General features: G+C 70.7%; 26 protein-coding genes and 1 pseudogene. 14 read left to right on the top strand and 13 right to left on the bottom strand.

The features are described 5' to 3' along the window. Positions 1 to 99, top strand: a pseudogene (locus tag ACZ561_RS31575) (ectoine/hydroxyectoine ABC transporter ATP-binding protein EhuA); the annotation flags it as partial. An 80-nt stretch (positions 100 to 179) separates the two neighbouring features. On the opposite strand, the gene ACZ561_RS31570 reads toward ACZ561_RS31575, so the two are convergent. After that, on the bottom strand, positions 180 to 944 hold the full coding sequence (locus tag ACZ561_RS31570; protein WP_471001498.1) for a class I SAM-dependent methyltransferase: 765 nt from the start codon (positions 942 to 944) through the stop codon (positions 180 to 182). A gap of 93 nt (positions 945 to 1,037) precedes the next feature. Between ACZ561_RS31570 and ACZ561_RS31565 the strand changes: the two genes are divergently transcribed. Next, on the top strand, positions 1,038 to 1,667 hold the full coding sequence (locus ACZ561_RS31565; RefSeq protein ID WP_471001495.1) for a CGNR zinc finger domain-containing protein: 630 nt from the start codon (positions 1,038 to 1,040) through the stop codon (positions 1,665 to 1,667). On the opposite strand, the gene sodX is transcribed toward ACZ561_RS31565, so the two are convergent. Beyond that, positions 1,571 to 2,005, bottom strand: a complete 435-nt coding sequence (gene sodX / locus ACZ561_RS31560; protein ID WP_471001492.1) for a nickel-type superoxide dismutase maturation protease — start codon at positions 2,003 to 2,005, stop codon at positions 1,571 to 1,573. The genes ACZ561_RS31565 and sodX overlap by 97 nt on opposite strands. A 150-nt stretch (positions 2,006 to 2,155) precedes the next feature. On the opposite strand from sodX, the gene sodN reads away from it, so the two are divergent. Continuing rightward, positions 2,156 to 2,551 carry a superoxide dismutase, Ni gene (gene sodN, locus ACZ561_RS31555; protein WP_137993403.1) on the top strand — a complete coding sequence of 132 codons (396 nt, stop codon included), beginning with the start codon at positions 2,156 to 2,158 and terminating at the stop codon, positions 2,549 to 2,551. 177 nt (positions 2,552 to 2,728) lie between these two features. Further along, the gene (locus ACZ561_RS31550) at positions 2,729 to 3,367 is read left to right on the top strand and encodes a hypothetical protein (RefSeq protein ID WP_471001489.1); all 639 of its coding nucleotides are present in this window, start codon (positions 2,729 to 2,731) and stop codon (positions 3,365 to 3,367) included. Positions 3,368 to 3,397: 30 nt separating this feature from the next. Here the strand turns inward: ACZ561_RS31550 and ACZ561_RS31545 are convergent, their stop codons facing one another. From ACZ561_RS31545 to ACZ561_RS31535, 3 genes are all read right to left on the bottom strand, one after another. Next, a complete protein-coding gene (locus tag ACZ561_RS31545) occupies positions 3,398 to 3,727 on the bottom strand; it encodes a hypothetical protein (RefSeq protein ID WP_471001487.1) in 330 nt (109 codons plus the stop codon). Further along, a complete protein-coding gene (locus tag ACZ561_RS31540) occupies positions 3,724 to 4,194 on the bottom strand; it encodes a GNAT family N-acetyltransferase (protein ID WP_471001484.1) in 471 nt (156 codons plus the stop codon). The genes ACZ561_RS31545 and ACZ561_RS31540 overlap by 4 nt, the downstream gene beginning before the upstream one ends. A gap of 67 nt (positions 4,195 to 4,261) precedes the next feature. Further along, a complete protein-coding gene (locus tag ACZ561_RS31535) occupies positions 4,262 to 5,218 on the bottom strand; it encodes a LysR family transcriptional regulator (RefSeq protein WP_471001481.1) in 957 nt (318 codons plus the stop codon). Positions 5,219 to 5,409: 191 nt separating this feature from the next. Here ACZ561_RS31535 and snpA point away from each other — a divergent pair, with 191 nt between their 5' ends. Beyond that, on the top strand, positions 5,410 to 6,063 hold the full coding sequence (snpA, locus tag ACZ561_RS31530) for a snapalysin (protein ID WP_471001478.1): 654 nt from the start codon (positions 5,410 to 5,412) through the stop codon (positions 6,061 to 6,063). A 124-nt stretch (positions 6,064 to 6,187) separates the two neighbouring features. Beyond that, on the top strand, positions 6,188 to 6,646 hold the full coding sequence (locus ACZ561_RS31525; protein WP_471001475.1) for a group II truncated hemoglobin: 459 nt from the start codon (positions 6,188 to 6,190) through the stop codon (positions 6,644 to 6,646). A 66-nt stretch (positions 6,647 to 6,712) separates the two neighbouring features. Here ACZ561_RS31525 and ACZ561_RS31520 read toward each other — a convergent pair whose 3' ends face one another. The 3 genes from ACZ561_RS31520 to ACZ561_RS31510 are packed head-to-tail and all read right to left on the bottom strand — an operon-like array spanning position 6,713 to position 8,095. Further along, a complete protein-coding gene (locus tag ACZ561_RS31520; RefSeq protein ID WP_471001472.1) occupies positions 6,713 to 7,132 on the bottom strand; it encodes a DUF6304 family protein in 420 nt (139 codons plus the stop codon). Positions 7,133 to 7,174: 42 nt separating this feature from the next. Continuing rightward, a complete protein-coding gene (locus ACZ561_RS31515; RefSeq protein WP_471001469.1) occupies positions 7,175 to 7,480 on the bottom strand; it encodes a hypothetical protein in 306 nt (101 codons plus the stop codon). 27 nt (positions 7,481 to 7,507) lie between these two features. Beyond that, positions 7,508 to 8,095, bottom strand: coding sequence for a dihydrofolate reductase family protein (locus tag ACZ561_RS31510; RefSeq protein WP_471001467.1), 588 nt, complete (start codon positions 8,093 to 8,095; stop codon positions 7,508 to 7,510). A 123-nt stretch (positions 8,096 to 8,218) separates the two neighbouring features. Between ACZ561_RS31510 and ACZ561_RS31505 the strand changes: the two genes are divergently transcribed. Then, positions 8,219 to 8,794 (top strand): TetR/AcrR family transcriptional regulator, encoded by a 576-nt coding sequence (locus tag ACZ561_RS31505; RefSeq protein WP_471001463.1) that lies wholly within the window; start codon positions 8,219 to 8,221, stop codon positions 8,792 to 8,794. Positions 8,795 to 8,921: 127 nt separating this feature from the next. Here the strand turns inward: ACZ561_RS31505 and ACZ561_RS31500 are convergent, their stop codons facing one another. After that, positions 8,922 to 10,337, bottom strand: coding sequence for a family 2B encapsulin nanocompartment shell protein (locus tag ACZ561_RS31500; protein WP_471001460.1), 1,416 nt, complete (start codon positions 10,335 to 10,337; stop codon positions 8,922 to 8,924). A gap of 264 nt (positions 10,338 to 10,601) precedes the next feature. On the opposite strand from ACZ561_RS31500, the gene ACZ561_RS31495 reads away from it, so the two are divergent. Both ACZ561_RS31495 and ACZ561_RS31490 read left to right on the top strand, forming a co-directional pair. Then, positions 10,602 to 11,192: an N-acetylmuramoyl-L-alanine amidase gene (locus ACZ561_RS31495; RefSeq protein ID WP_329116169.1), complete on the top strand. Its 591-nt coding sequence runs from the start codon at positions 10,602 to 10,604 to the stop codon at positions 11,190 to 11,192. A gap of 11 nt (positions 11,193 to 11,203) precedes the next feature. Beyond that, positions 11,204 to 12,127 (top strand): 1-aminocyclopropane-1-carboxylate deaminase/D-cysteine desulfhydrase, encoded by a 924-nt coding sequence (locus ACZ561_RS31490; protein ID WP_471001457.1) that lies wholly within the window; start codon positions 11,204 to 11,206, stop codon positions 12,125 to 12,127. 2 nt (positions 12,128 to 12,129) lie between these two features. On the opposite strand, the gene ACZ561_RS31485 is transcribed toward ACZ561_RS31490, so the two are convergent. Continuing rightward, the gene (locus ACZ561_RS31485) at positions 12,130 to 13,725 is read right to left on the bottom strand and encodes a Na+/H+ antiporter (RefSeq protein ID WP_471001454.1); all 1,596 of its coding nucleotides are present in this window, start codon (positions 13,723 to 13,725) and stop codon (positions 12,130 to 12,132) included. 47 nt (positions 13,726 to 13,772) lie between these two features. On the opposite strand from ACZ561_RS31485, the gene ACZ561_RS31480 reads away from it, so the two are divergent. From ACZ561_RS31480 to ACZ561_RS31470, 3 genes are all read left to right on the top strand, one after another. After that, a complete protein-coding gene (locus ACZ561_RS31480) occupies positions 13,773 to 14,033 on the top strand; it encodes a UBP-type zinc finger domain-containing protein (RefSeq protein WP_471001450.1) in 261 nt (86 codons plus the stop codon). Between the two features lie 258 nt (positions 14,034 to 14,291). Continuing rightward, the gene (locus ACZ561_RS31475) at positions 14,292 to 14,705 is read left to right on the top strand and encodes an ATP-binding protein (protein WP_015036094.1); all 414 of its coding nucleotides are present in this window, start codon (positions 14,292 to 14,294) and stop codon (positions 14,703 to 14,705) included. After that, positions 14,702 to 15,691: an RNA polymerase sigma factor SigF gene (locus ACZ561_RS31470; protein WP_376441436.1), complete on the top strand. Its 990-nt coding sequence runs from the start codon at positions 14,702 to 14,704 to the stop codon at positions 15,689 to 15,691. Before ACZ561_RS31475 ends, ACZ561_RS31470 begins: the two co-directional genes overlap by 4 nt. 48 nt (positions 15,692 to 15,739) lie before the next feature. Here the strand turns inward: ACZ561_RS31470 and ACZ561_RS31465 are convergent, their stop codons facing one another. Next, positions 15,740 to 16,153, bottom strand: coding sequence for a hypothetical protein (locus ACZ561_RS31465; RefSeq protein WP_383558617.1), 414 nt, complete (start codon positions 16,151 to 16,153; stop codon positions 15,740 to 15,742). A 90-nt stretch (positions 16,154 to 16,243) separates the two neighbouring features. Here ACZ561_RS31465 and ACZ561_RS31460 point away from each other — a divergent pair, with 90 nt between their 5' ends. Beyond that, a complete protein-coding gene (locus ACZ561_RS31460; RefSeq protein WP_376441430.1) occupies positions 16,244 to 17,212 on the top strand; it encodes a diacylglycerol/lipid kinase family protein in 969 nt (322 codons plus the stop codon). Positions 17,213 to 17,530: 318 nt separating this feature from the next. Beyond that, entirely contained in the window at positions 17,531 to 17,788 is a 258-nt protein-coding gene (locus ACZ561_RS31455; RefSeq protein WP_003953983.1) for a WhiB family transcriptional regulator, read from the top strand. A gap of 161 nt (positions 17,789 to 17,949) precedes the next feature. Here the strand turns inward: ACZ561_RS31455 and ACZ561_RS31450 are convergent, their stop codons facing one another. Beyond that, the gene (locus tag ACZ561_RS31450) at positions 17,950 to 19,416 is read right to left on the bottom strand and encodes a sensor histidine kinase (protein WP_376441461.1); all 1,467 of its coding nucleotides are present in this window, start codon (positions 19,414 to 19,416) and stop codon (positions 17,950 to 17,952) included. A gap of 352 nt (positions 19,417 to 19,768) precedes the next feature. Then, positions 19,769 to 20,374 carry a TetR/AcrR family transcriptional regulator gene (locus tag ACZ561_RS31445; RefSeq protein WP_471001446.1) on the bottom strand — a complete coding sequence of 202 codons (606 nt, stop codon included), beginning with the start codon at positions 20,372 to 20,374 and terminating at the stop codon, positions 19,769 to 19,771. Positions 20,375 to 20,433: the final 59 nt, after the last annotated feature.

Raw genomic sequence — 20,433 nt, 5'->3', positions numbered from 1 at the left:
ATGGACGGCGGCGTCGTCGTCGAATCCGGCCACCCCCGCGACGTCCTCGGCAACCCCCAGCACGACCGCACCAAGGCATTCCTCTCCAAGGTGCTCTAGCAGTCGATACGACGAGGAAGGGGCGGTACGGGATTCCGTACCGCCCCTTCCTCGTACGCGCCGGTTCTTCCTCGTACGCGCTACTTCACGGCCAGCACGAGCGTGTCCGAGGGCGAGGCCCAGACCGGCCGGGCCTCGGCGAAGCCGGCGGCGCGGAGGATCTCGGCGTGGCGGCGCGAGGACGGCATGTCGCCGTCGGCGTGCTCGCCGTAGATCTCGAAGCGGCGGGCGGTGGGTTCGGCGAGGACCGGGTCCTTGCCGGCCACGGCCCACCACTCCGCCCAGTCCAGGGCCCCCTCGGCCCTGGCACGGTCCATGGCGGCGTGGCGGTGGGCGCGCTCGGCGGCGTTGATCCGGGGGGTGGTCTCGTCGATCATGTGGTCGGCGTTCATGAAGACGCCGCCGTCCCGGACGAGGCCGGCGAGCTGCCCGTACAGCGCGGTGAGCGGCTCGGTGTGGAGCCAGTGCAGCGCGGTGGCGGTGAGGACGGCGTCGTACGAGTCGTGCGGAAGCCCGGTGACCCACTCCGGGTCCTTGAGGTCGGCGGTCACGAAGGTGACGCGCTCGTCGTCGGCGAAGTACCCCTCGGCGATGGCGAGCAGGGCGGGGTCGAGGTCGACACCGACGCTGGTCGCCTTCGGGAACCGCTTGAGCAGCCGATCCGTAATACTCCCAGTACCGCACGCCAGGTCCAGGACGCGGGGCTCCGGCCCCACCACGGCCTCGACCATGTCGAGCATCACGCGGAACCGCTCCTCGCGGTCCGGCATGTACCACTCCTGCTGACGGTCCCAGCTCTGCTGCCAGGCCGCCCAGTCGGTTCCGGTCGTCGCCGCGTCCGTCATCGCTTCCTCCACCCACTCCGTAATACCCTCGGAGGGGGAACATCCATTACCCCCTCCGCACCCGACACTAGACCTCCGCCGTAAGGACTACAAGTGGAACTGGCCTATTACTCGGATTACGCCGTGCGTCTGGTCAACACCGAGGAGCCGGCCCGCAACAAGGACACCCTCACCTCGGTCGAGGCGGTCCGGGAGCTCTTCGGCACGGCCTCCCAGATGGCCCGGCGGGCGACGGACTCCGACGTCACGCGCTTCCGCTCGGTACGCGGCCGGCTGCGGGCGGTCTTCGCCGCGGCGGACGAGGGGAACCACACCCAGGCGGTGGACCTGCTGAACTCGCTGCTCCTGGAGTTCCCGGTCAGCCCGCAGATCTCCGGTCACGACTACCTGGACGACGAGGGACATCCGCGCTGGCACATGCACCTCGCCGACCACCCCTCGAACGCGACCGCGGGGTACGCGGCGATCGCGGCGATGGGTCTCGCCTTCCACCTCACGGAGTTCGGTGCCGACCGGCTCGGCCTCTGCCAGGCATCACCCTGCCGCAACGCCTACCTCGACACCTCGACCAACCGCTCCCGCCGCTACTGCTCGGACCGCTGCGCGACCCGCGCCAACGTGGCCGCCTACCGGGCCCGCAAGCGCCTGGAGGCCGAACGGTCGGACCGGACCGGCCTGAGCGCGGAGAACAGCCAGGAGAGCACCACGCCGACCGACCGCTGACGCCCCGGGGTGACGGGCCTGTACCTGACCCGTACGCGCCCCAGCACCAGATCGGCGGGTACGGCGCCGAAGACACGGCTGTCCCCCTCGGCGGCCGGGTTGTCCCCGAGCACCCACCAGCCGGCGCCCTGTCGCTCGATCAGACGCTTGACGATGAGCAGGTCCTGCTGGAGCGGGTGACGCAGGACGGCGACGCTCCCAGGCCGCAGCCGTCCGCCGTAGTGCACGAGGAGCTGGTCGCCGTGGAGCAGCGTGGGCACCATGGACACCCCCGTCACCTCGGCGACCCCGAACAACGGCCCGGACCCCCGCCCCGGCTCCCGCCCCGCCTCCGTCATCCGGCACCTCCCGATCCGATCGTCCACTCGTACACGAGTCCCATGGTGACCCTGGACTTTTGTCCTAAGCCCCAGGGGGCGCTCGCGAAAACAGCCTTCTCGGGGAGTAATCTCCCACCTGAGAAGACGATCACGAGGAAGGACAGCTCAATGCTCTCCCGCCTGTTTGCCCCCAAGGTGAAGGTCAGCGCCCACTGCGACCTCCCCTGCGGTGTCTACGACCCGGCCCAGGCCCGGATCGAGGCCGAGTCGGTCAAGGCCGTCCAGGAGAAGTACCAGGCCAACGAGGACGCGCACTTCCGCGCGCGTGCCACGGTCATCAAGGAGCAGCGCGCGGAGCTCGCGAAGCACCACATCTCGGTGCTGTGGAGCGACTACTTCAAGCCCCCGCACTTCGAGAAGTACCCGGAGCTGCACCAGCTCATCAACGACACCCTGAAGGCCCTCTCGGCCGCCAAGGCGTCGACGGACCCGAAGACGGGCGAGAAGGCGCTGGAGCTCATCGCCGAGGTCGACCGGATCTTCTGGGAGACGAAGAAGGCCTGACCTTCCTCGCGCGAAGCACCGCCCGAAGGGGCCCGCCCGGCAATCCCGGACGGGCCCCTTCGGCTTGCGCGGTTCCCCGGGCGGGGCTCTACGGGCTCGGGCTCGGCGGTGCGGCCGGTGCGGGCAGGTCGAGGCGCGGGCGATGGCCGCGCACACGGGGGCGGCGAGATCCGGCAGATGCGCGGCCGCCCAGCCGGTGGCCAGTTGGAGGAAGGCCGTCATGTCGCGCTCCGCGTCGGCGAGCAGGTGGCGCAGTGCGGTGACAGGGAGCTCGATCACCGGGCTGTCCGGCCCGTCGGCGTCCACGGTCAGGCGCACCACGTCGCCGACGCGTTCGGCGAGCGGGAACGGATCGTGGCCGAAGGAGGCCCGGCCGTCGCCGTCGAGCACGTCGCGCCAGTCGCGCCGTTCGTCCAGTCCGTTGCAGCAGCCCGGCACCAGGACGACGCCCGTCGCGGTGTCGGTCACCCGCAGGCCGCCGGCGGCGTAGAGGTGGTCCGTCGTGAGCAGGCCGTGCAGGAGACTCCCCAGCGGATCGGTCGGCCGTGGCGGGCCCACGTCCTCCGGCTCCATGTCGTTGCACTGGGCGATTCTCAGGACGGCCGTACCGACCTCGGCGGAGCTGAGCGCGCCACTCAGCGGCATGAACGCGTACGCGCCGAACTCGGCCACGGGCCACAGGTCGAAGCCATCGGTGGCAAAGGTCTCCAGGACGGGCTGTACAACGATCACCCGGAGAGTCTGCGGCATCTCCGCCCCGCGGCGCATGCACGAATTCGCGGGCCGGGGCGTCGTCACGGTCCGCGCCCGCCGTAACGGCCGACGGTCGGTCGCATCGGCCGCCGGTCAGTCCTCGAACGGCTCCGGGGACCAGCGGAACCAGGCGTCGGAGCCCTCGATGTGCAGCAGGAACTCGGGGACCGGGCCGTCCGGGGACTCCAGGGTCACGGCGGACTGTACGGCGTCGTAGGCGGACTCCCAGGCTTCCGTCGCCGCCTCGTCGTCGGGGCCTTCGAGGATCGGTTCGAGCAGGGCGAGTTCGCGTGCGAAGAGTTCCTTCACGGAGGCGTACGCCGGGCCGGGGGTGAAGCGGCCGCCGAGCCAGGGGAAGTCGCCGCCGTCCACCGCGATCTCGCCGACGAGGCCGTCGGCGGAACGGACGCGCCACACGGTCATCGGGACGGCTCCACCGGGAGGGTGTAACGGAGCTTCGGCTTCGACGTGGCGCCCAGGCGGTCGTAGAAGCGGATCGCGCCCTCGTTCCAGGTCGGGGTCTGCCACTGGATCTCCGTCAGGCCGAGGGCCCGGGCCTCCGCGCGCAGGGCCTCCATGAAGAGCGGGCCCAGGCCCAGGCCGCGTTCCGTCGCGGAGAGATAGAGGCAGTCCATGTGGAGGTACTCGGCGCCGTCCCAGGTGGAGAGTTCGGGGGCGCACGTGGCGTAACCGGCGAGGCGGCCGTCGGGGAGTTCGGCCACCAGGCAGCGCAGGCGGGGCGGTTCGGGGCCGAAGAGCAGACGGGCGAGGCGGTCCGCGAGGCCCGGGGCCGGGGGCGCGGCCTTCTCGTACACGGCGTGCTCGGCGGCCAGCTCCGCCACCCGGTCGAGGTCCTCCCGCCGCGCGTGCCGCACGCGTGCGGCGGTCAACGGAGCTCCCCTTCGACGGCCTCGGCCGCGTGCTCGCTCCCCGCCGCCGTCTCGTCCACAGGATCCTTCATACCGTCATCATGCCCGGCCCCACCGACATCCCGTGCCGGCGCAGCCACTGCCGGTACGGCGCCGCCCGCAGCGCCGCCTCCCGGTAGGCCGCCGCCAGGTCGTCGTACAGCGGGTCGAGCAGCGCCCCGTCGCGTGCGTAGAGGAGCAGACGTACCGCCAGCGGATCGTCCCGCAGCGGCCTGATCGCCATGTCCTCGCGTGGCAACGATGTCGGCTGGCAGGGTGCCACCGCCTCGCCGAGGACGATCAAGGACGCCGCCGTGTGGTAATCGCCGTGCAGCAGCGGGGGGTCGATACCGGCCGCTCCCAGGACGCGCCGCAGCCCGTCCCACTCGCCGTCCACCGTCGGGTCGACCATCCAGCGGTCCTCGGCGAGGTCCGTCAGCTCCACCACGGGCAGCGCGGCGGCCGGATGGTCCGGGGCCATCGAGACGAACTGCGGCTCCCGCTCGACCAGGACCCGCGCCAGCAGGCCGTCCGGCACCCGCAGCGGGCATCCCTCGACCTCGTGGACGAACGCCACGTCCAGCTGCCCCACCGCGACCGACCGCAGCAGGGCGTTGGCGGAGACGTCCATGTGGAGCGCGATGTCCGTGCCCGGGAGCCCCTGGCGCAGTCGGCGCAGCCAGCCCGGCAGGGCCCTGCTCGCGGTCGAACCGACCCGCAGCCGCGGCCCGTCGGTGCGGGCGGCCGCCGCCCTGGTCTCGGTGATCAGCGCGGCCATCTGGTCGACGAGCGGGCGCGCCCTGCTGAGCACCGAGCGGCCCAGCGGTGTCGGGCGGCAGCCGGTGCGGCCGCGCGCGAAGAGCTCCGCGCCGAGGGCGTTCTCGATCCGGCGCAGCTGGGTCGTCAGCGAGGGCTGGCTCATGCCCAGTTGCCGCGCCGCCTTGTGCAGACTGCCCGTGTCCGCGATGGCGCAGAGCACGCGCAGATGTCTCACCTCCAGCTCCATGCCCCGAGGGTAGGGCCGCACCCGAGGTCGCACCAGACACCCTCGTCACACCAATTCCCTTTATTTCGAGGGGAGTTCAGACTCATCCCCATCAGGTGGTGATGCCTTCGCGCTATCCCCTGCTGCCATCATCCGCACCGGCCCCGGCTCCCCCGACACTCTCTCCAACCGACCAGGAGGAGCCACCCCCCATGAGACACCCCAAGGTCCTCACCGCCTCGCTCGCCGCCACCCTCGGCCTCGGACTCGCCGCCGCGCTGGGCGCCCCCACCGCCTCTGCCGCGCCCGTCGACTCCACCGCCGCGACCTCCGGCTACGCGGCGTACGCCGGATCCGCCGAGGACGCCAAGGCGACCAAGGCGTTCCACGACGCCGTGATGAAGTCCGTGGCGAAGAAGCGGGCCGCCAACCCCGGCGCGGCCGCCGTCACCGTCGTGTACAGCGCCGCCAACGCCCCGAGCTTCCGCACCCAGATATCCCGCAGCACCCAGATATGGAACAGCTCGGTGGTCAACGTCCGGCTGGTGGAGGGCAGCAACCCCGACTTCCGCTACTACGAGGGCAATGACTCGCGTGGTTCCTACGCCAGCACCGACGGGCACGGCAACGGCTACATCTTCCTCGACTACCGGCAGAACCAGCAGTACAACTCCACCCGCGTCACCGCCCACGAGACCGGGCACGTCCTCGGCCTCCCCGACCACTACTCGGGCCCCTGCAGCGAACTGATGTCCGGCGGCGGTCCGGGCACCTCGTGCCAGAACGCCCAGCCCAACGCCCAGGAGCGGGCACGCGTCGACCAGCTGTGGCGCAACGGCCTCGCCACGGCCATCAAGTCCTTCTGATCCCACCCGCTCCCGGCGGGGCGGACGGCTGCGACCGTTCGCCCCGCCGAGAGCGAACATCCTTGGATCTGGGCCGAGTTGTGTGAAAGCTGGGAGCACACATCCCGGACACCGGAGGCGTCCCATGACCGCCGAGCACACGAGCACCCTGTACGAGGCCGTGGGTGGCGCCGACGCGCTGCGCCGGTTGTCCGACACGTTCTACGAGGCGGTCCTCGCCGATCCTCTTCTCGCACCCGTCTTCGCCGACTTCACCGCCACCCATGTCGAGCATGTCGCCGTCTGGCTGGCGGAGGTGTTCTCGGGGCCGGCCGACTTCACGGCGGAACTGGGCGGCCATCAGGCACTGCTCCGCGCCCACCTCGGGCTCGCCATCACGGAGGAGCAGCGGCTGCGCTGGATGGAGCTGATGACCGCGGCGGTGGAGAAGGAGCTGCCGGACGACGAGCTGCTGCGCCGTCGGGTGGTGGAGTACTTCGACTGGGGCACCACGATCGCCAAGGAGGTCTCGGCCTCGGAGCCGGGCACGGATCTAGGCGAGCCCGGCCCCACCCCGCGTTGGGGATGGAACGGCCTCGCCTGACAGCACCGGCTCCCCGCCCGAGCGCGCGCCCGCGTCCCACCGGGCCCCGCTGCCCCGCCCCCCGCGTCAGGCGGCCTGGAGGAGCTTGCGGCCGAACTCCGCCCCGGCCGGGAGCTGGCGCCTCACCCGCTCGAGGGCCTCGTCGAAGTCGCCCCCCGCGATGCCCGATTCGAAGGCGGCGCCGGCGTAGTGCAGCGTCAGGCTCAGGTCCACGCGCTCACCGAGCGTCAGCAGGCAGCCGAGGGTGGCCTGCTGCGTGGCGCCGTCCATGACGACGGGGAGCGGCAGGTCCCACTCCAGGACACAACCGGTGAGGGCCTCGCCGCCCTCGTCCGTCGCGCGCAGGGCGGCGAAGGTCGCGCCCGTGTACTCGACTCCCCTGATGCGGGTGGACACCTGGCTCCCGCCGGCCGTGATCACGATCGCTTCCGCGCCGCTGCGGTCCCGGTACCAACCGGCCCAGACTTCTGACGACTCCGATGACATGCGCGGACTGTAGCGGTCTGACCGGCTCCTTCGCGCGTCCGGTCACCCCGGGGCCGGACTTCTCCCGGTCTCGCCGTTCTTGCCGGTCACGTGCGGGGTCGTGGCTTCCGCACCACCCTCGGGAGTTCCGTCCCGGGCTTCCTCAGGGACGCCGTCGTCGCGGGCGGCACCCTCGGGGTCGACGTACACCTCGCACCGCGGGTTGTGGCACGGCTGCACTTCCCACTCCGGCACCCAGGCCCCCAGGACCTTGTGCCGCTTCGCAACGATTCCGAGGGACTGTCCGCAGGCCTGGCACACGGGCGTGGCCTGCGGGTCCCGAACCGTACGCGGGGTTTGGCTGCCCATACCTCCCAGAGTAGGGCGCCCCCCTTGTCACCGCTTCCTGGTGTACGTACGAACGAGCACACCGTTGTCGAAGGCGCGCACCGCGCCGAGCTCGAAGTCGCGGGGCTCGAAGCCGGCGCCGAACATCGGCATGCCGGAGCCGAAGACCTGCGGGTACGTCTTGATGATCAGCTCGTCGACCTCGTCGATGAGTTCACCGGCGATCGTCGAGCCGCCGCAGAGCCAGATGCCGAGCGGGCTCTCCTCGGCCTTCAGTTCGCGGACCCGGCCGACCAGGTCGTGGGCGATCAGCTCGACGTTGGGGTCGGGCGACTCGCCGAGCGAGCGGGTCGCGACGAGCTCCCGCAGGTGGGAGTAGGGGCTGGTGACGCCGACGTCCAGGCCGATCCGGTACGAGTTCAGGCCCTGGACCACGGTGTCGAAGTGGCGGTTCTCGGTGCCGGGCTCGATGCCGAGCACGGGCCACGCGGGAGCGGCGACGGTCTCCGGGTACTCCGTCTTCAAGTACTCCAGGAATTCCCCGGCCACGTACGCGTACGTGGACGTGGCATCGCCCTTCGGATCACCGATGAAGCCATCGATGGAGCAGGCGACGAAGTAGGTGAGCTTGCGCAAACCGGTCCTCTTGTCTCTTGTCTGTGGGCTGCGGTCGCAACCACGACGGCTATAGTGCTTCATCTGTAGTGGTTGCGCAAGCCCTATGTTCGACGAGAGTCGAAGAGAACGGAAGGAACCCGGATGGCGAGGAATCCCGAGCGGCGTGCGGCCCTGCTCGACGCGGCGATCGAGGTGCTCGCGGACGAAGGCGCCCGTGGGCTGACCTTCCGGGCGGTCGACGCCCGGGCCGACGTCCCCACGGGCACCTCGTCCAACTACTTCACGGACCGGGACCAGCTGCTCTCCCAGGTCGGGGAACGGATCTTCGTCCGTCTCACCCCGGAGCCCGGCTCCGTGGACACGGCCCTGCGGCCCGAGCCCAGCCGCGAGCTGGTCCTGGAGCTGATGCGCTGGCTCGCGCGGCGGATGGCGGCCGAACGCAGCTGTTACCTGGGGCTCTTCGAGCTCCGGCTGGAGGCCACGCGCCGTCCCGAACTGCGCGCCCGGCTCACCGAGGTACTGCGCGGCGACCTCGACGAGAACATCCGCCTGCACCTCGCCGCCGGGATGCCGGGGGACGCGGACACCGTACGGCTGCTCTACTTCGCCCTCACCGGACTGCTGCTCGACCACTTCACGGTCCCCGGCCTGCACGACGACCGGGAGCTGGACTCCCTCATCGAGACCGTGGTGAACCGCATCGTCCCGAAGGCCTGACCCTCGGCGCGCGCCGTCCCGGAGGCCTGACCTTCAGCGGGTGCGGCACGGGCGTCCGGGGCGGGGGGCCGTCGGCGCGGCCCCCCGCCCCGGATCGGAGATTCTCCGGTTCGCCGGATCGGCGAGATCAGCGCCAGCGGCTGACCTCCACGTTCTCCAGGACTCCCAGCGCGTCGGGCACGAGGATCGCCGCCGAGTAGTAGGCCGTGACCAGGTAGGAGATGATCGCCTGCTCGTCGATCCCCATGAAGCGGACGGACAGGCTCGGCTCGATCTCGTCCGGGATGCCCGTCTGGTGGAGGCCGATCACGCCCTGGTCGGACTCGCCCGTACGCATACAGATGATCGACGTGGTCCGGGCGTCCGAGACCGGGATCTTGTTGCACGGGTAGATCGGCACCCCGCGCCAGGTCGGGATCCGGTTGCCGTTGATCTCGATGGACTCGGGGACGAGGCCCCGCCGGTTGCACTCGCGCCCGAAGGCCGCGATGGCGCGCGGGTGGGCGAGGAACATCTTGGAGCCCCGCCGGCGCGAGAGGAGCTCGTCCATGTCGTCCGGGCTGGGCACGCCGTCGTGCGGCTGGAGCCGCTGTCCGTAGTCGCAGTTGGAGAGGAGACCGAACTCCCGGTTGTTGATGAGCTCGTGCTCCTGGCGCTCGCGCAGCGCCTCGACCGTGAGCCGCAACTGCTGCTCGGTCTGGTTCATCGGCTGGTTGTACAGGTCGGCGACGCGGCTGTGGACCTTCAGCACGGTCTGCGCGACGGACAGTTCGTACTCGCGCGGGGAGGCGTCGTAGTCCACGTACGTGTGCGGGACGACCGCCTCGCCGACGTGGCCGGCGGAGAGGTCGATCTCGGCCTCGCCGTATTTGTTGGTGCGCTGGTGGGGCAGAGCGGCCACGCCCGCGAGGTGGGCGGCGAGCGACCCGGCCCGCTCGGCGAGGTTGCGGACGTCGTCGCGAGTCAGCTCGAGGACCGTGCAGGTGGTGGCCGCGCGGGCGGTCCACTCCCAGGTGGCGTCCTCGTGGGTCAGCGAGCTGTCGCCGAAGTAGGCGCCGTCGGCGAGGACTCCGAGGATCGCCTCGTCGCCGTACGGCCCCTCGCCGATCTGCTCGATCTTGCCGTGCGCGAGGAGGTGCACGCGGTCGGTGGGCTCGCCGGCGGTGGCGATCACCTCTCCCGGCGCGTACTGGCGCTGGCGGCACCGCGACGCGAGCTCGGAGAGCGCCTCCTCGTCCTCGTAGCCGCGCAGCGCCGGGAGTTCGCCGAGTTCGGCGGGGATCACCGCGACACGCTCTCCGGTCTGCACGAAGGTGACGCGGCCGTCACCCACGGAGTAGCTGAGCCTCCGGTTCACCCGGTACGTACCGCCCTGGACCTGCACCCACGGCAGCGCCCGCAGCAGCCACCGGGAGGTGATCTCCTGCATCTGCGGGGCCGACTTGGTGGTGGTCGCCAGGTTCCGCGCGGCGGCGGTACCGAGACTCTGCTGCGGGCTTGCCTGTTCCGCGCGGACCTCGTCGCCAACCGAACCAACGGACATGGAACTCCCTCTCGATATGACTGAGCTGCGAGAGGAAGCCTTTCAGCACGGAGAGTGCCCGCGCCATTACACAAATGAGTGGGAGTGGATCACCTCCGGCTGGGCATGTCACCCGGCTTCCACTCGAACAGCACGCCTCCCTCCTCCTCGTGGCGCAGTGTCCGGATCGGCTCGCACACGGCCCGAACGGGTGGACCGGAGCCGAGCACTCCGGTACTCCGGTATTCGGTTCCGTCCCGTTCCGCTCATCCGAAGGAGTCGGTCATGGCCCCACCCATGTCCGCGAGCAGGTTCCTCGACGCGCTGCGCGACGAGGGCCTGACGGTCGTCCAGGTTGGCGACTGGCGCACACACAACCGCAACCACAAGGGCCCCTGGGGCCCCGTTCACGGCGTGATGATCCACCACACTGTCACCCGGGGCACCGCGAACACCGTCCGGCTCTGCAGGGACGGCCACAGCACGCTGCCCGGGCCGCTCTGCCACGGCGTGATCGCCAAGGACGGCAGGGTCCACCTCGTCGGCTACGGCCGCGCCAATCACGCCGGGGCGGGTGACGACGACGTCCTGCGCGCGGTCATCGCCGAGCAGCGCCTCCCACCGGACAACGAGGCCACGACGGACGGCAACCGCCACTTCTACGGCTTCGAGTGCGAGAACCTCGGGGACGGCAAGGACCCGTGGCCGAAGGTCCAGCTGGAGGCCATCGAGAAGGCCGCGGCGGCCGTGTGCCGGGTGCACGGATGGACCCACCGCTCGGTCATCGGCCACCTGGAGTGGCAGCCGGGCAAGGTGGATCCGCGCGGCTTCACCATGGCCTCGATGCGGGAGCGGATCGCGGAACGCCTTCGGTAGACAATGGCCGGGTGAACGCGTTCGACCTCTCCCGGCTGCGGCCCCGGCTCCCGTCCCCCTCGGAGCCGGTCGAGGACGAGCGGTTCACCCGCCGGGGCCTGCGGCTGCTGCTCAAGCGCGACGATCTGATCCACCCGGACCTGCCGGGCAACAAATGGCGCAAGCTGGCGCTCAATCTGCGCGAGGCCGACGGTCGCCCCGTGCTCACCTTCGGCGGCGCGTACTCGAACCATCTGCGCGCCACGGCGGCCGCCGGCCGACTGCTCGGCTTCGGCACGATCGGGGTCGTACGGGGGGACGAGCTGGCCGGCCGCCCGCTGAACCCCTCGCTGGCGCGGTGCGTGGCGGACGGGATGCGGCTGGTGTTCGTGGACCGGTCCACGTACCGGGCCAAGACGGATCCGACGGTGCTGGCGCGCATCCTGGGGCTCGCGGCGGAGGCGAACCGTGCCGCGGGGGCCGCCATGGACGCCCCGTACGTCGTCCCCGAGGGCGGCAGCAACGCCCTCGCCGTGCGGGGCTGCGTCGAGCTCGGACGCGAACTGCGCGGTGCCGCCGACGTGGTCGCCGTCGCCTGCGGCACAGGAGGCACGCTGGCGGGCCTGGCGGCCGGTCTGGGCCCCGGGCAGAAGGCCCTCGGCGTCCCGGTCCTCAGAGGCGGCTTCCTGGGCGACGAGATACGCGCCCTCCAACACGCCGCCTTCGGGGGCCCCCGCGGCGACTGGAGCCTCGACGAGCGCTTCCACGGCGGCGGCTACGCCCGTACGACCCCCGCCCTGGACGCGTTCGCGCACGACTTCGAAGCGCGGCATGGACTCGCCATCGAGCGGCTGTATGTGGCCAAAATGCTCTACGGACTCGTCACCCTGGCCGAGGAGGGCGCGTTCGCCCCGGGCGTGACCGTCGCGGCGGTGGTCACGGGCACCCCGTCCTGACCTCAGCCGGTCTCCTCGCGGTAGGCCGCCGCCTCCTCCAGGTCCAGTCGGCGCAGCAGGGTGCGCATCATCTCGTCGTCGATGCGGCGCTCGTCCCGGAGCTGCACGAAGACCTCGCGCTCGGCGTCGATCATCTCCCGCGCCAACCGCCGGTAGGTGTCGTCCACCGTCTCCCCGGTGACCTCGTTGACCGCGCCGAGGCGTTCCCACACCGCGTTGCGGCGCCGTTCCAGGACGGTGCGGAGCCGTTCTGCCAGCGGCTGGGGCAGGGCGTTGCGCTCATCGCTCAGCAGGGCGTCGAGACGCTCCTCCGCGGCGCGGGACGCCTCGCTCTGGGCCTGGGCCTCCGCCAGGGTCTCCTGGTACGCGTCGCGGCCCGGCAGCTTCAGGATCCTGATCAGCGGCGGCAGTGTGAGGCCCTGGACGACGAGCGTCCCGATCACGGTCGTGAAGGTGAGGAAGAGGACGAGGTTGCGTGCGGGGAACTCCACACCGTCCGTCGTCACCGGGATCGAGAAGGCGATGGCGAGGGAGACGACTCCCCGCATCCCTGCCCAGCCGACGATCAGCGGCGCCCTCCAGTCCACCCCCGGTTCGCGCTCCCTGATGCGCTCGGACAGCCATCGGGGCAGGAAGGTGGCCGGGTAGACCCAGACGAACCGGACCACGACCACCGCGACGAACACGCCCACGGCGTACCAGATCGCCTCGGCGATCCCGTAGCGCCCGAGGCCCTGGACGACGTACGGCAACTGCAGCCCGATCAGGGCGAAGACGGCGGACTCCAGGATGAAGGCGACCATCTTCCACACGGCCTCCTCCTGGAGGCGGGTCGCGAAGTCCACCTGCCAGTTGCGGTGTCCGAGGAAGAGGCCGACGACGACCACCGCGAGGACTCCGGAGGCGCCGACCTCCTCGGCCGCCGCGTAGGCGATGAAGGGGATCAGCAGAGAGAGGGTGTTCTGCAGCAGGGCCTCGCCGAGCCGGCAGCGGAGCCAGTGGATGGGGACCATCAGGACGAGACCGACGCCGATCCCGCCGATCGCCGCCAGCGCGAACTCGCCGATGCCGCCCGCCCAGCTGACGCCCTCCCCGACCGCCGCGGCGAGCGCGACCTTGAAGGCGGTGATGGCGGTGGCGTCGTTCACCAGGGACTCGCCCTGGAGGATGGTGGTGATCCGGTTCGGCAGCCCCAGCTTGCGGGCGATCGCGGTCGCCGCGACCGCGTCCGGCGGCGCGACGACCGCGCCCAGCACGAGCGCGGCGGTCAGCGGCAGGTCCGGGACGAGGACGTACGCGAGCCAGCCGACGGCCACGGTGGCGAAGAGGACGTACCCGACCGAGAGCAGGGCGACGGGCCGGATGTTGGCCCGCAGATCGAGGTACGAGGAGTCCACCGCCGCCGTGTAGAGGAGCGGGGGCAGGATGAGCGGAAGGATGATGTGCGGGTCGAGGGTGTAGTCCGGGACCCCGGGGACGTACGACGCGGCGAGACCGGCGGCCACCAGAAGCAGTGGCGCCGGTACGGGTGTCCGGCGGGCCAGGCCCGCCACCACGGCGCTCGCCGCGACGAGTCCCACCAGCTGTAGTGCGTCCATCCCTTGGCCCCGTCCCCGTCTTCGTTCCACCACGTAACCTGGCCATCATGAGCGAGTGCCCGCACCTTGCCGACATGCCGCGCCCCGAACCGGCGCCGCTGACCGACACCTGTCCCGAGTGCCTGGCGGACGGCACGCACCCCGTCCAGCTGCGGCTCTGCCTCAGCTGCGGGCACGTGGGATGCTGCGATTCCTCGTCGGGGCGGCACGCCACCGGGCACTTCTCGACCACCGGGCACCCCGTGATGCGGACCTTCGAACCGAACGAACGCTGGCGCTGGTGCTTCGTGGACGGTTCGATCGTCTGAGGGCTGGGTACGACACCCCGGCGATCGACTGCCGGTCGTCGCACAATTGGGCCCCGCAGACCCCTAGCCACTGTCCGTACTCGTGGCCTTACCATGAGTGACAGACGGGGCGGGGGTCCCGCCAAGGACCCACGGCGACACGGCAGGATGGATCGCGATAGCGTCACGGCGGATTGTGCAACCGACTGCGCACCGCCCGGTTCGGGGGGCTTTCTCCCCTCGGGCCCCGAATGAGCTTGTGCCACCTTGGAGGTGAGGGTGTCCCAGATCGCAGGCGAGCCCGGGACCCAGGACTTCGTGGAAGTCCGGCTGCCCGCTGCGGGTGCCTACCTGTCCGTGCTGCGTACGGCCACGGCCGGTCTCGCGGCGCGCTTGGACTTCACCCTCGACGAGATCGAGGACTTGCGGATCGCGGTCGACGAGGCGTGCGCCATCCTGCTCCAGCAGGCCGTACCGGGGTCCGTACTGAGTTGCGTCTTCCGTCTGGTCGACGACTCGCTCGACGTGACGGTGTCGGCCCCGACGACCGACGGGCGGGCGCCGGAGCGGGACACCTTCGCGTGGACCGTGCTCTCCGCACTGGCCGGGAAGGTCGAGTCGTCCGTGGCGGAGGACCGCACCGTCTCCATCAGCCTGTACAAACAGCGCGGCGCGGGGCCAGGCCCGGCGTGAGGAGCGGGGACGCGACGGCCGGCATCCCTGAGCAGCAGGCGCGGCCGCATCCGGAGGTCGAGGTCGAGGTCGCTACGGAGCAGGCGGTCCACATGAGCGAGCACCAGCAGCACAACGAGGTTTCCGAGCCGCGGGAGGCGCCGGAGGCGCACGAGTCCCAGAAGGCTCCGGAGGCGCACCAGGGTGTCCGGGAGGTTCTGGAGACGCCCGAGCCGCGCGAGGCTCCGGATCCGCACGACCGGAGCGGGGCGCGCGCGCTCTTCATCGAGTTGCGCAAGCTCCCGGAGGGCTCTGCCGAAAAGGCGGAGCTGCGCAATCAGCTGGTACGGATGCATCTGCCGCTGGTCGAGCACCTGGCCCGGCGCTTCCGTAACCGGGGTGAGCCGCTCGACGACCTGACGCAGGTGGCGACGATCGGCCTGATCAAGTCGGTGGACCGGTTCGACCCGGAGCGGGGCGTCGAGTTCTCGACGTACGCGACTCCGACGGTCGTCGGCGAGATCAAGCGCCACTTCCGGGACAAGGGCTGGGCGGTCCGGGTGCCGCGCCGTCTGCAGGAGCTGCGGCTCTCGCTGACGACGGCGACGGCGGAGCTCTCCCAGCTTCACGGCCGCTCGCCGACGGTGCACGAGCTGGCGGAGCGGCTCGGGATCTCGGAGGAGGAGGTCCTGGAGGGCCTGGAGTCGGCGAACGCCTACTCGACGCTCTCGCTGGACGTCCCGGACACGGACGACGAGTCGCCGGCGGTCGCGGACACGCTGGGCGCGGAGGACGAGGCCCTGGAGGGCGTCGAGTACCGCGAGTCGCTCAAGCCTCTCCTGGAGGATCTGCCGCCCCGGGAGAAGCGGATCCTGCTGCTGCGCTTCTTCGGCAACATGACGCAGTCGCAGATCGCGCAGGAGGTCGGCATCTCGCAGATGCACGTCTCCCGGCTACTGGCCCGCACGCTGGCGCAGCTCCGGGAGAAGCTCCTCGTGGAGGAGTAGTCACGACACCGGCGGGCCGAAGGCCCGCCGGCAAGCCCGACGCGGGCGTTACGCCTCGCCGCGACGGCCGATGCCCAGGGCCTCGGTCGTCGCCGGGTTCACCAGGAGCACGAGGCCGGTCACGGCGAGGACCGCGAGGGCGATGCCGGCCGGGATCATGGCGCTGTTCGCCTGGAGGAGCTGCCAGGCGACCGGCAGCGCCAGGATCTGGGTGATGATCGCGGGGCCGCGGCTCCATCCCCGGCGCAGCAGCAGACCGCGTGCCGCCGCCCCCGGGATCAGACCGAGCGCGATCAGCGTCGCCCCGCCGGTGACCGCCTGGGTCAGGCTGTCGGGGTTGCCGGTGAGCCCGGTCACGAGCACGTACACGCCCCCGATCACCAGCGCGAGGGCCTCGATACCGGCCACCGCCGCGGCGGCGGTCAACCGGACAGGGCGGGGAGTCTGCTCCGTACTGCTCATACCCGGCAGGGTAGCCGGGGCCCGCTGCGGAGCTGTCCGGCAGGTGGCCGCGACTGGGATCGGTACCGCCGGGTAGGTACGCTGGCGGCCATGCGCGCACTTCTCGTGGTCAATCCGGCAGCCACCACCACCAGTGCGCGCACGCGTGACGTTCTCATCCACGCGCTCGCGAGCGAGATGAAGCTGGAGGCCGTCACCACCGAGTACCGCGGCCACGCCCGCGACCTCGGCCGCCGGGCCGCGGACTCCGCCGACATCGACATGGTCGTCGCCCTGGGTGGCGACGGCACGGTGAACGAGGTCGTGAACGGGCTGCTGCACGACGGGCCGGACCCGGACCGGCTCCCCGGTCTCGCGGTGGTGCCCGGCGGGTCCACCAATGTCTTCGCCCGCGCGCTGGGTCTACCCAACGACGCCGTCGAGGCGACCGGCGCGCTGCTCGACGCGCTTCGTGAGCGCCGGGCACGCACAGTGAGCCTCGGGCTCGCCTCCGGAACCCCGGGGACGGACGACGAGGGGGTGCCGGCCCGCTGGTTCACCTTCTGCGCCGGCTTCGGATTCGACGCCAGTGTCATCGGGCGAGTCGAACAGCAGCGGGAGCGCGGGAAGCGTTCGACCCACGCGCTGTACTTGCGCCAGGTGGTCCGCCAGTTCCTGGGGGAGTCGAACCGGCGGCACGGCACGATCACCCTGGACCGCCCCGGACACGACCCGGTCGAGGGTCTGGTCCTGTCGATAATCTGCAACACCTCCCCCTGGACCTACCTGGGCAATCGCCCGGTGTACGCGTCCCCGGAGGCATCCTTCGAGACCGCCCTGGACGTCCTCGGACTGAGCCGGCTCTCGACCCCGGCGGTGGCCCGGTACGCCACCCAGCTGCTCACTTCGTCCCCCGAGCGGGGCCCCCACGGCAAGCACGCCCTGTCTCTGCACGACCTGACCGACTTCACCTTGCATTCGAAGGTTCCGCTCCCTCTACAGATGGACGGAGACCACCTGGGACTGCGTACGAGCGTGACGTTCACAGGCGTTCGCCGTGCACTGCGTGTGATTGTGTGAGTGGAAGGGCCCAAAGTCCTTTCACTCGAACGTTTAGGCTGTCATCCACCCCTTAGAAGTACGGCTGTGACCTAGTCGACACCGAGGAATCAAAAAAAACTTTCCGGAAGGGGTTGTATCCGCTGCCGAGGTTTGCGAGTCTCTTCTTGGCGATCGGGACGGCCCGCAAGACCGGCCTCCACTGAGAGCCAGAACCCCTCCTCAGTCCAAGGACCACACCAGTTCATCTGGCAGTCGGCCCTTCACTTACGGGGGGATTCGTGAAAGCGTTCACATTCACAAGCAACCAGCTTGTAACACCCTAGAGAGGTAGCAGCCATGGACTGGCGTCACAACGCCGTTTGTCGTGAGGAAGACCCCGAGCTGTTCTTCCCCATCGGCAACACCGGTCCTGCGCTGCTGCAGATCGAGGAAGCCAAGGCCGTCTGCCGCCGCTGCCCCGTCATGGAGCAGTGCCTGCAGTGGGCGCTCGAGTCCGGCCAGGACTCCGGCGTCTGGGGTGGCCTCAGCGAGGACGAGCGCCGCGCGATGAAGCGCCGTGCCGCTCGCAACCGGGCGCGCAACGCCAGCGCCTGAGCACCCTGAAAGCCTGAGGCAAGCGGCGCGTACATCGCGTACGCAATCACCGCCCACGAGCCGCAGCGCGCAGCAGTAACCCACAGCATTCGAGCCCCGGACCGATCTCTTCGGTCCGGGGCTCGCTGCCGTGTTCACACCTTCCGGCCCCGCGCGCCGGCCTACTTCTGCGGCTGTACGGGGATGTCGAGCACGACCTTGGTCCCGCGCTCCGCACCCGGCTGCATGTCGAACGTGCCGCCCAACTCCCCCTCGACCAGGGTCCGCACGATCTGCAGGCCGAGGTTGCCGGCGCGCTGCGGGTCGAAGCCCTCGGGCAGACCGCGGCCGTCGTCCCGGACGGTGATCAGCAGTCGGGCGTCGGCGCGGGGTTCGCCGCGGACGGCCGTGACCTCGACCGTGCCCTGCTCCCCCTGCGCGAAGGCGTGCTCCAGGGCGTTCTGCAGCACTTCGGTGAGAACCATGGACAGCGGGGTGGCCACCTCGGCGTCGAGGATGCCGAAGCGGCCGTTGCGCCGGCAGGTCACCTTGCCCGGCGAGATCTCGGCGACCATCGCGATCACCCGGTCGGCGATCTCGTCGAACTCCACCCGCTCGTCCAGGTTCTGGGAGAGCGTCTCGTGCACGATGGCGATCGAACCGACCCTGCGCACGGCCTCGTTGAGGGCCTCGCGCCCACGGTCGGAGTCCATCCGGCGCGCCTGGAGGCGCAGCAGCGCGGCCACCGTCTGGAGGTTGTTCTTCACCCGGTGGTGGATCTCCCGGATGGTCGCGTCCTTGGTGATCAACTCGCGCTCGCGGCGTCGCAGTTCGGTGACGTCCCGGAGCAGCACGAGCGAACCGATGCGGGTGCCCTTGGGCTTGAGCGGAATCGCCCGCAGCTGGATCACACCGCCGTTGCCCTCGACCTCGGCCTCGCGGGGGGCGTAGCCGGAGGCCAGTTTGACCAGGGCCTCGTCGACGGGGCCACGGGAGGGGGCGAGTTCGGCGGTGATCTGGCCGAGGTGCTGACCGACGAGGTCGGCGGCGAGGCCGAGCCGGTGGTACGCGGAGAGGGCGTTGGGCGAGGCGTACTGGACGATGCCGTCCGCGTCGAGCCTGATCAGGCCGTCGCCGGCGCGCGGTGAGGCGTCCATGTCGACCGCTTCGCCGGGGAAGGGGAAGCTGCCGGCGGCGATCATCTGGGCCAGGTCCGAGGCGGACTGGAGGTACGTGAGCTCCAGCCGGGACGGGGTCCGCACGGTGAGCAGATTGGTGTTGCGGGCGATGACGCCGAGGACGCGGCCCTCGCGGCGTACGGGGATGGACTCGACCCGTACCGGGACCTCCTCGCGCCACTCGGGGTCGCCCTCGCGCACGATCCGGCCCTCGTCGAGGGCGGCGTCCAGGAGCGGGCGGCGGCCGCGCGGGACGAGGTGGCCGACCATGTCGTCCTGGTAGGAGGTGGGACCGGTGTTGGGCCGCATCTGGGCCACGGAGACGTACCGCGTGCCGTCGAGGGTGGGAACCCAGAGCACGAGGTCCGCGAAGGAGAGGTCGGAGAGCAGCTGCCACTCCGAGACCAGCAGGTGGAGCCACTCGAGGTCGGACTCACTCAGAGCGGTGTGCTGGCGGACGAGGTCGTTCATGGAGGGCACAGGTGCGAGCGTACCTGCGGAATTGAGACACGATGAACCTGGATCTCCCGGCGTTCGTGTTGGAGGATGGGCCGGGAAACACCGTGTGCATGTGGATGGACAGACGAGAATGGTCTAGTCCACAATGACGGTGCACCAGTTTCCATGAAGACCTCCGCCCTCCCCGCACAGGAGGGTGGAACGAGGTACCCGGCGCTCTCTGCCCTGACTGCGCCGAGACCTCCCACACGGCCGAGGGACCGCACACCCCCGGCCGGGCAACTCCGGGCTGCGGTGCCGGACGGGTTGAGGGTCCCGTCGGGCGCCGTAGCCCGCGGGTGTTTCCGGGGCCGTCGCCCTCGGTTCAGTTCTGCGCCGGCGCCGGCCACGCCAGCATCGCCGCCGCTGCCACGGCCTCCAGCTCCGTCCTGGTCGCACCGTCCCTGGACTGCTGGGACATACCCTGGATGACGGCTCCGTACAGCCGTGCCAGCGTGCCCGCGTCGGTGTCCGCCGGGAGCTCGCCCGCGTCGACGCCCTGCCGGATCCGGGCCTCGAACGACGCCAGATTGCTGTTGCGCCGCTCGCGCAGCGCCTCCTCGACCTCCGGGGTCGAGCAGTTGATCGCCGCGGAGATCATCAGGCAGCCGCGCGGATGGGACGGGTCGGTGAAGACGTCCGCCGCCTCCACGAGCATCCGGCCGAACGCACCGCGCGCCGTCGGCTCCTCCTCGAACGCCAGGCCGCCGTACGCGCCGTAACTGACGGCGTACGCCTGCACGACCTCCTCGAACAGCGCCTTCTTGTCGCCGAAGGCCGCGTAGAGGCTGGGCGCGCTGATACCCATGGCGCGCGTGAGGTCGGAGACGGACGTGGTCTCGTACCCGTGCTCCCAGAACGCCATCGTGGCCTGCTCCAGCGCCGTGAGGCGGTCGAAGGAGCGGGGGCGGCCGCGCTGCTTGGTCGTCATGGGACAGATTCTATAGCGGCCGTTACGAAACGATGCTACGGTTCTTTGTGTAACGACCG

The sequence above is a fragment of the Streptomyces sp. NPDC039609 genome (assembly GCF_055596705.1).
Note: the sequence above shows the minus strand (reverse complement) of the source record. Positions and strands in the feature narration are given on the sequence as shown.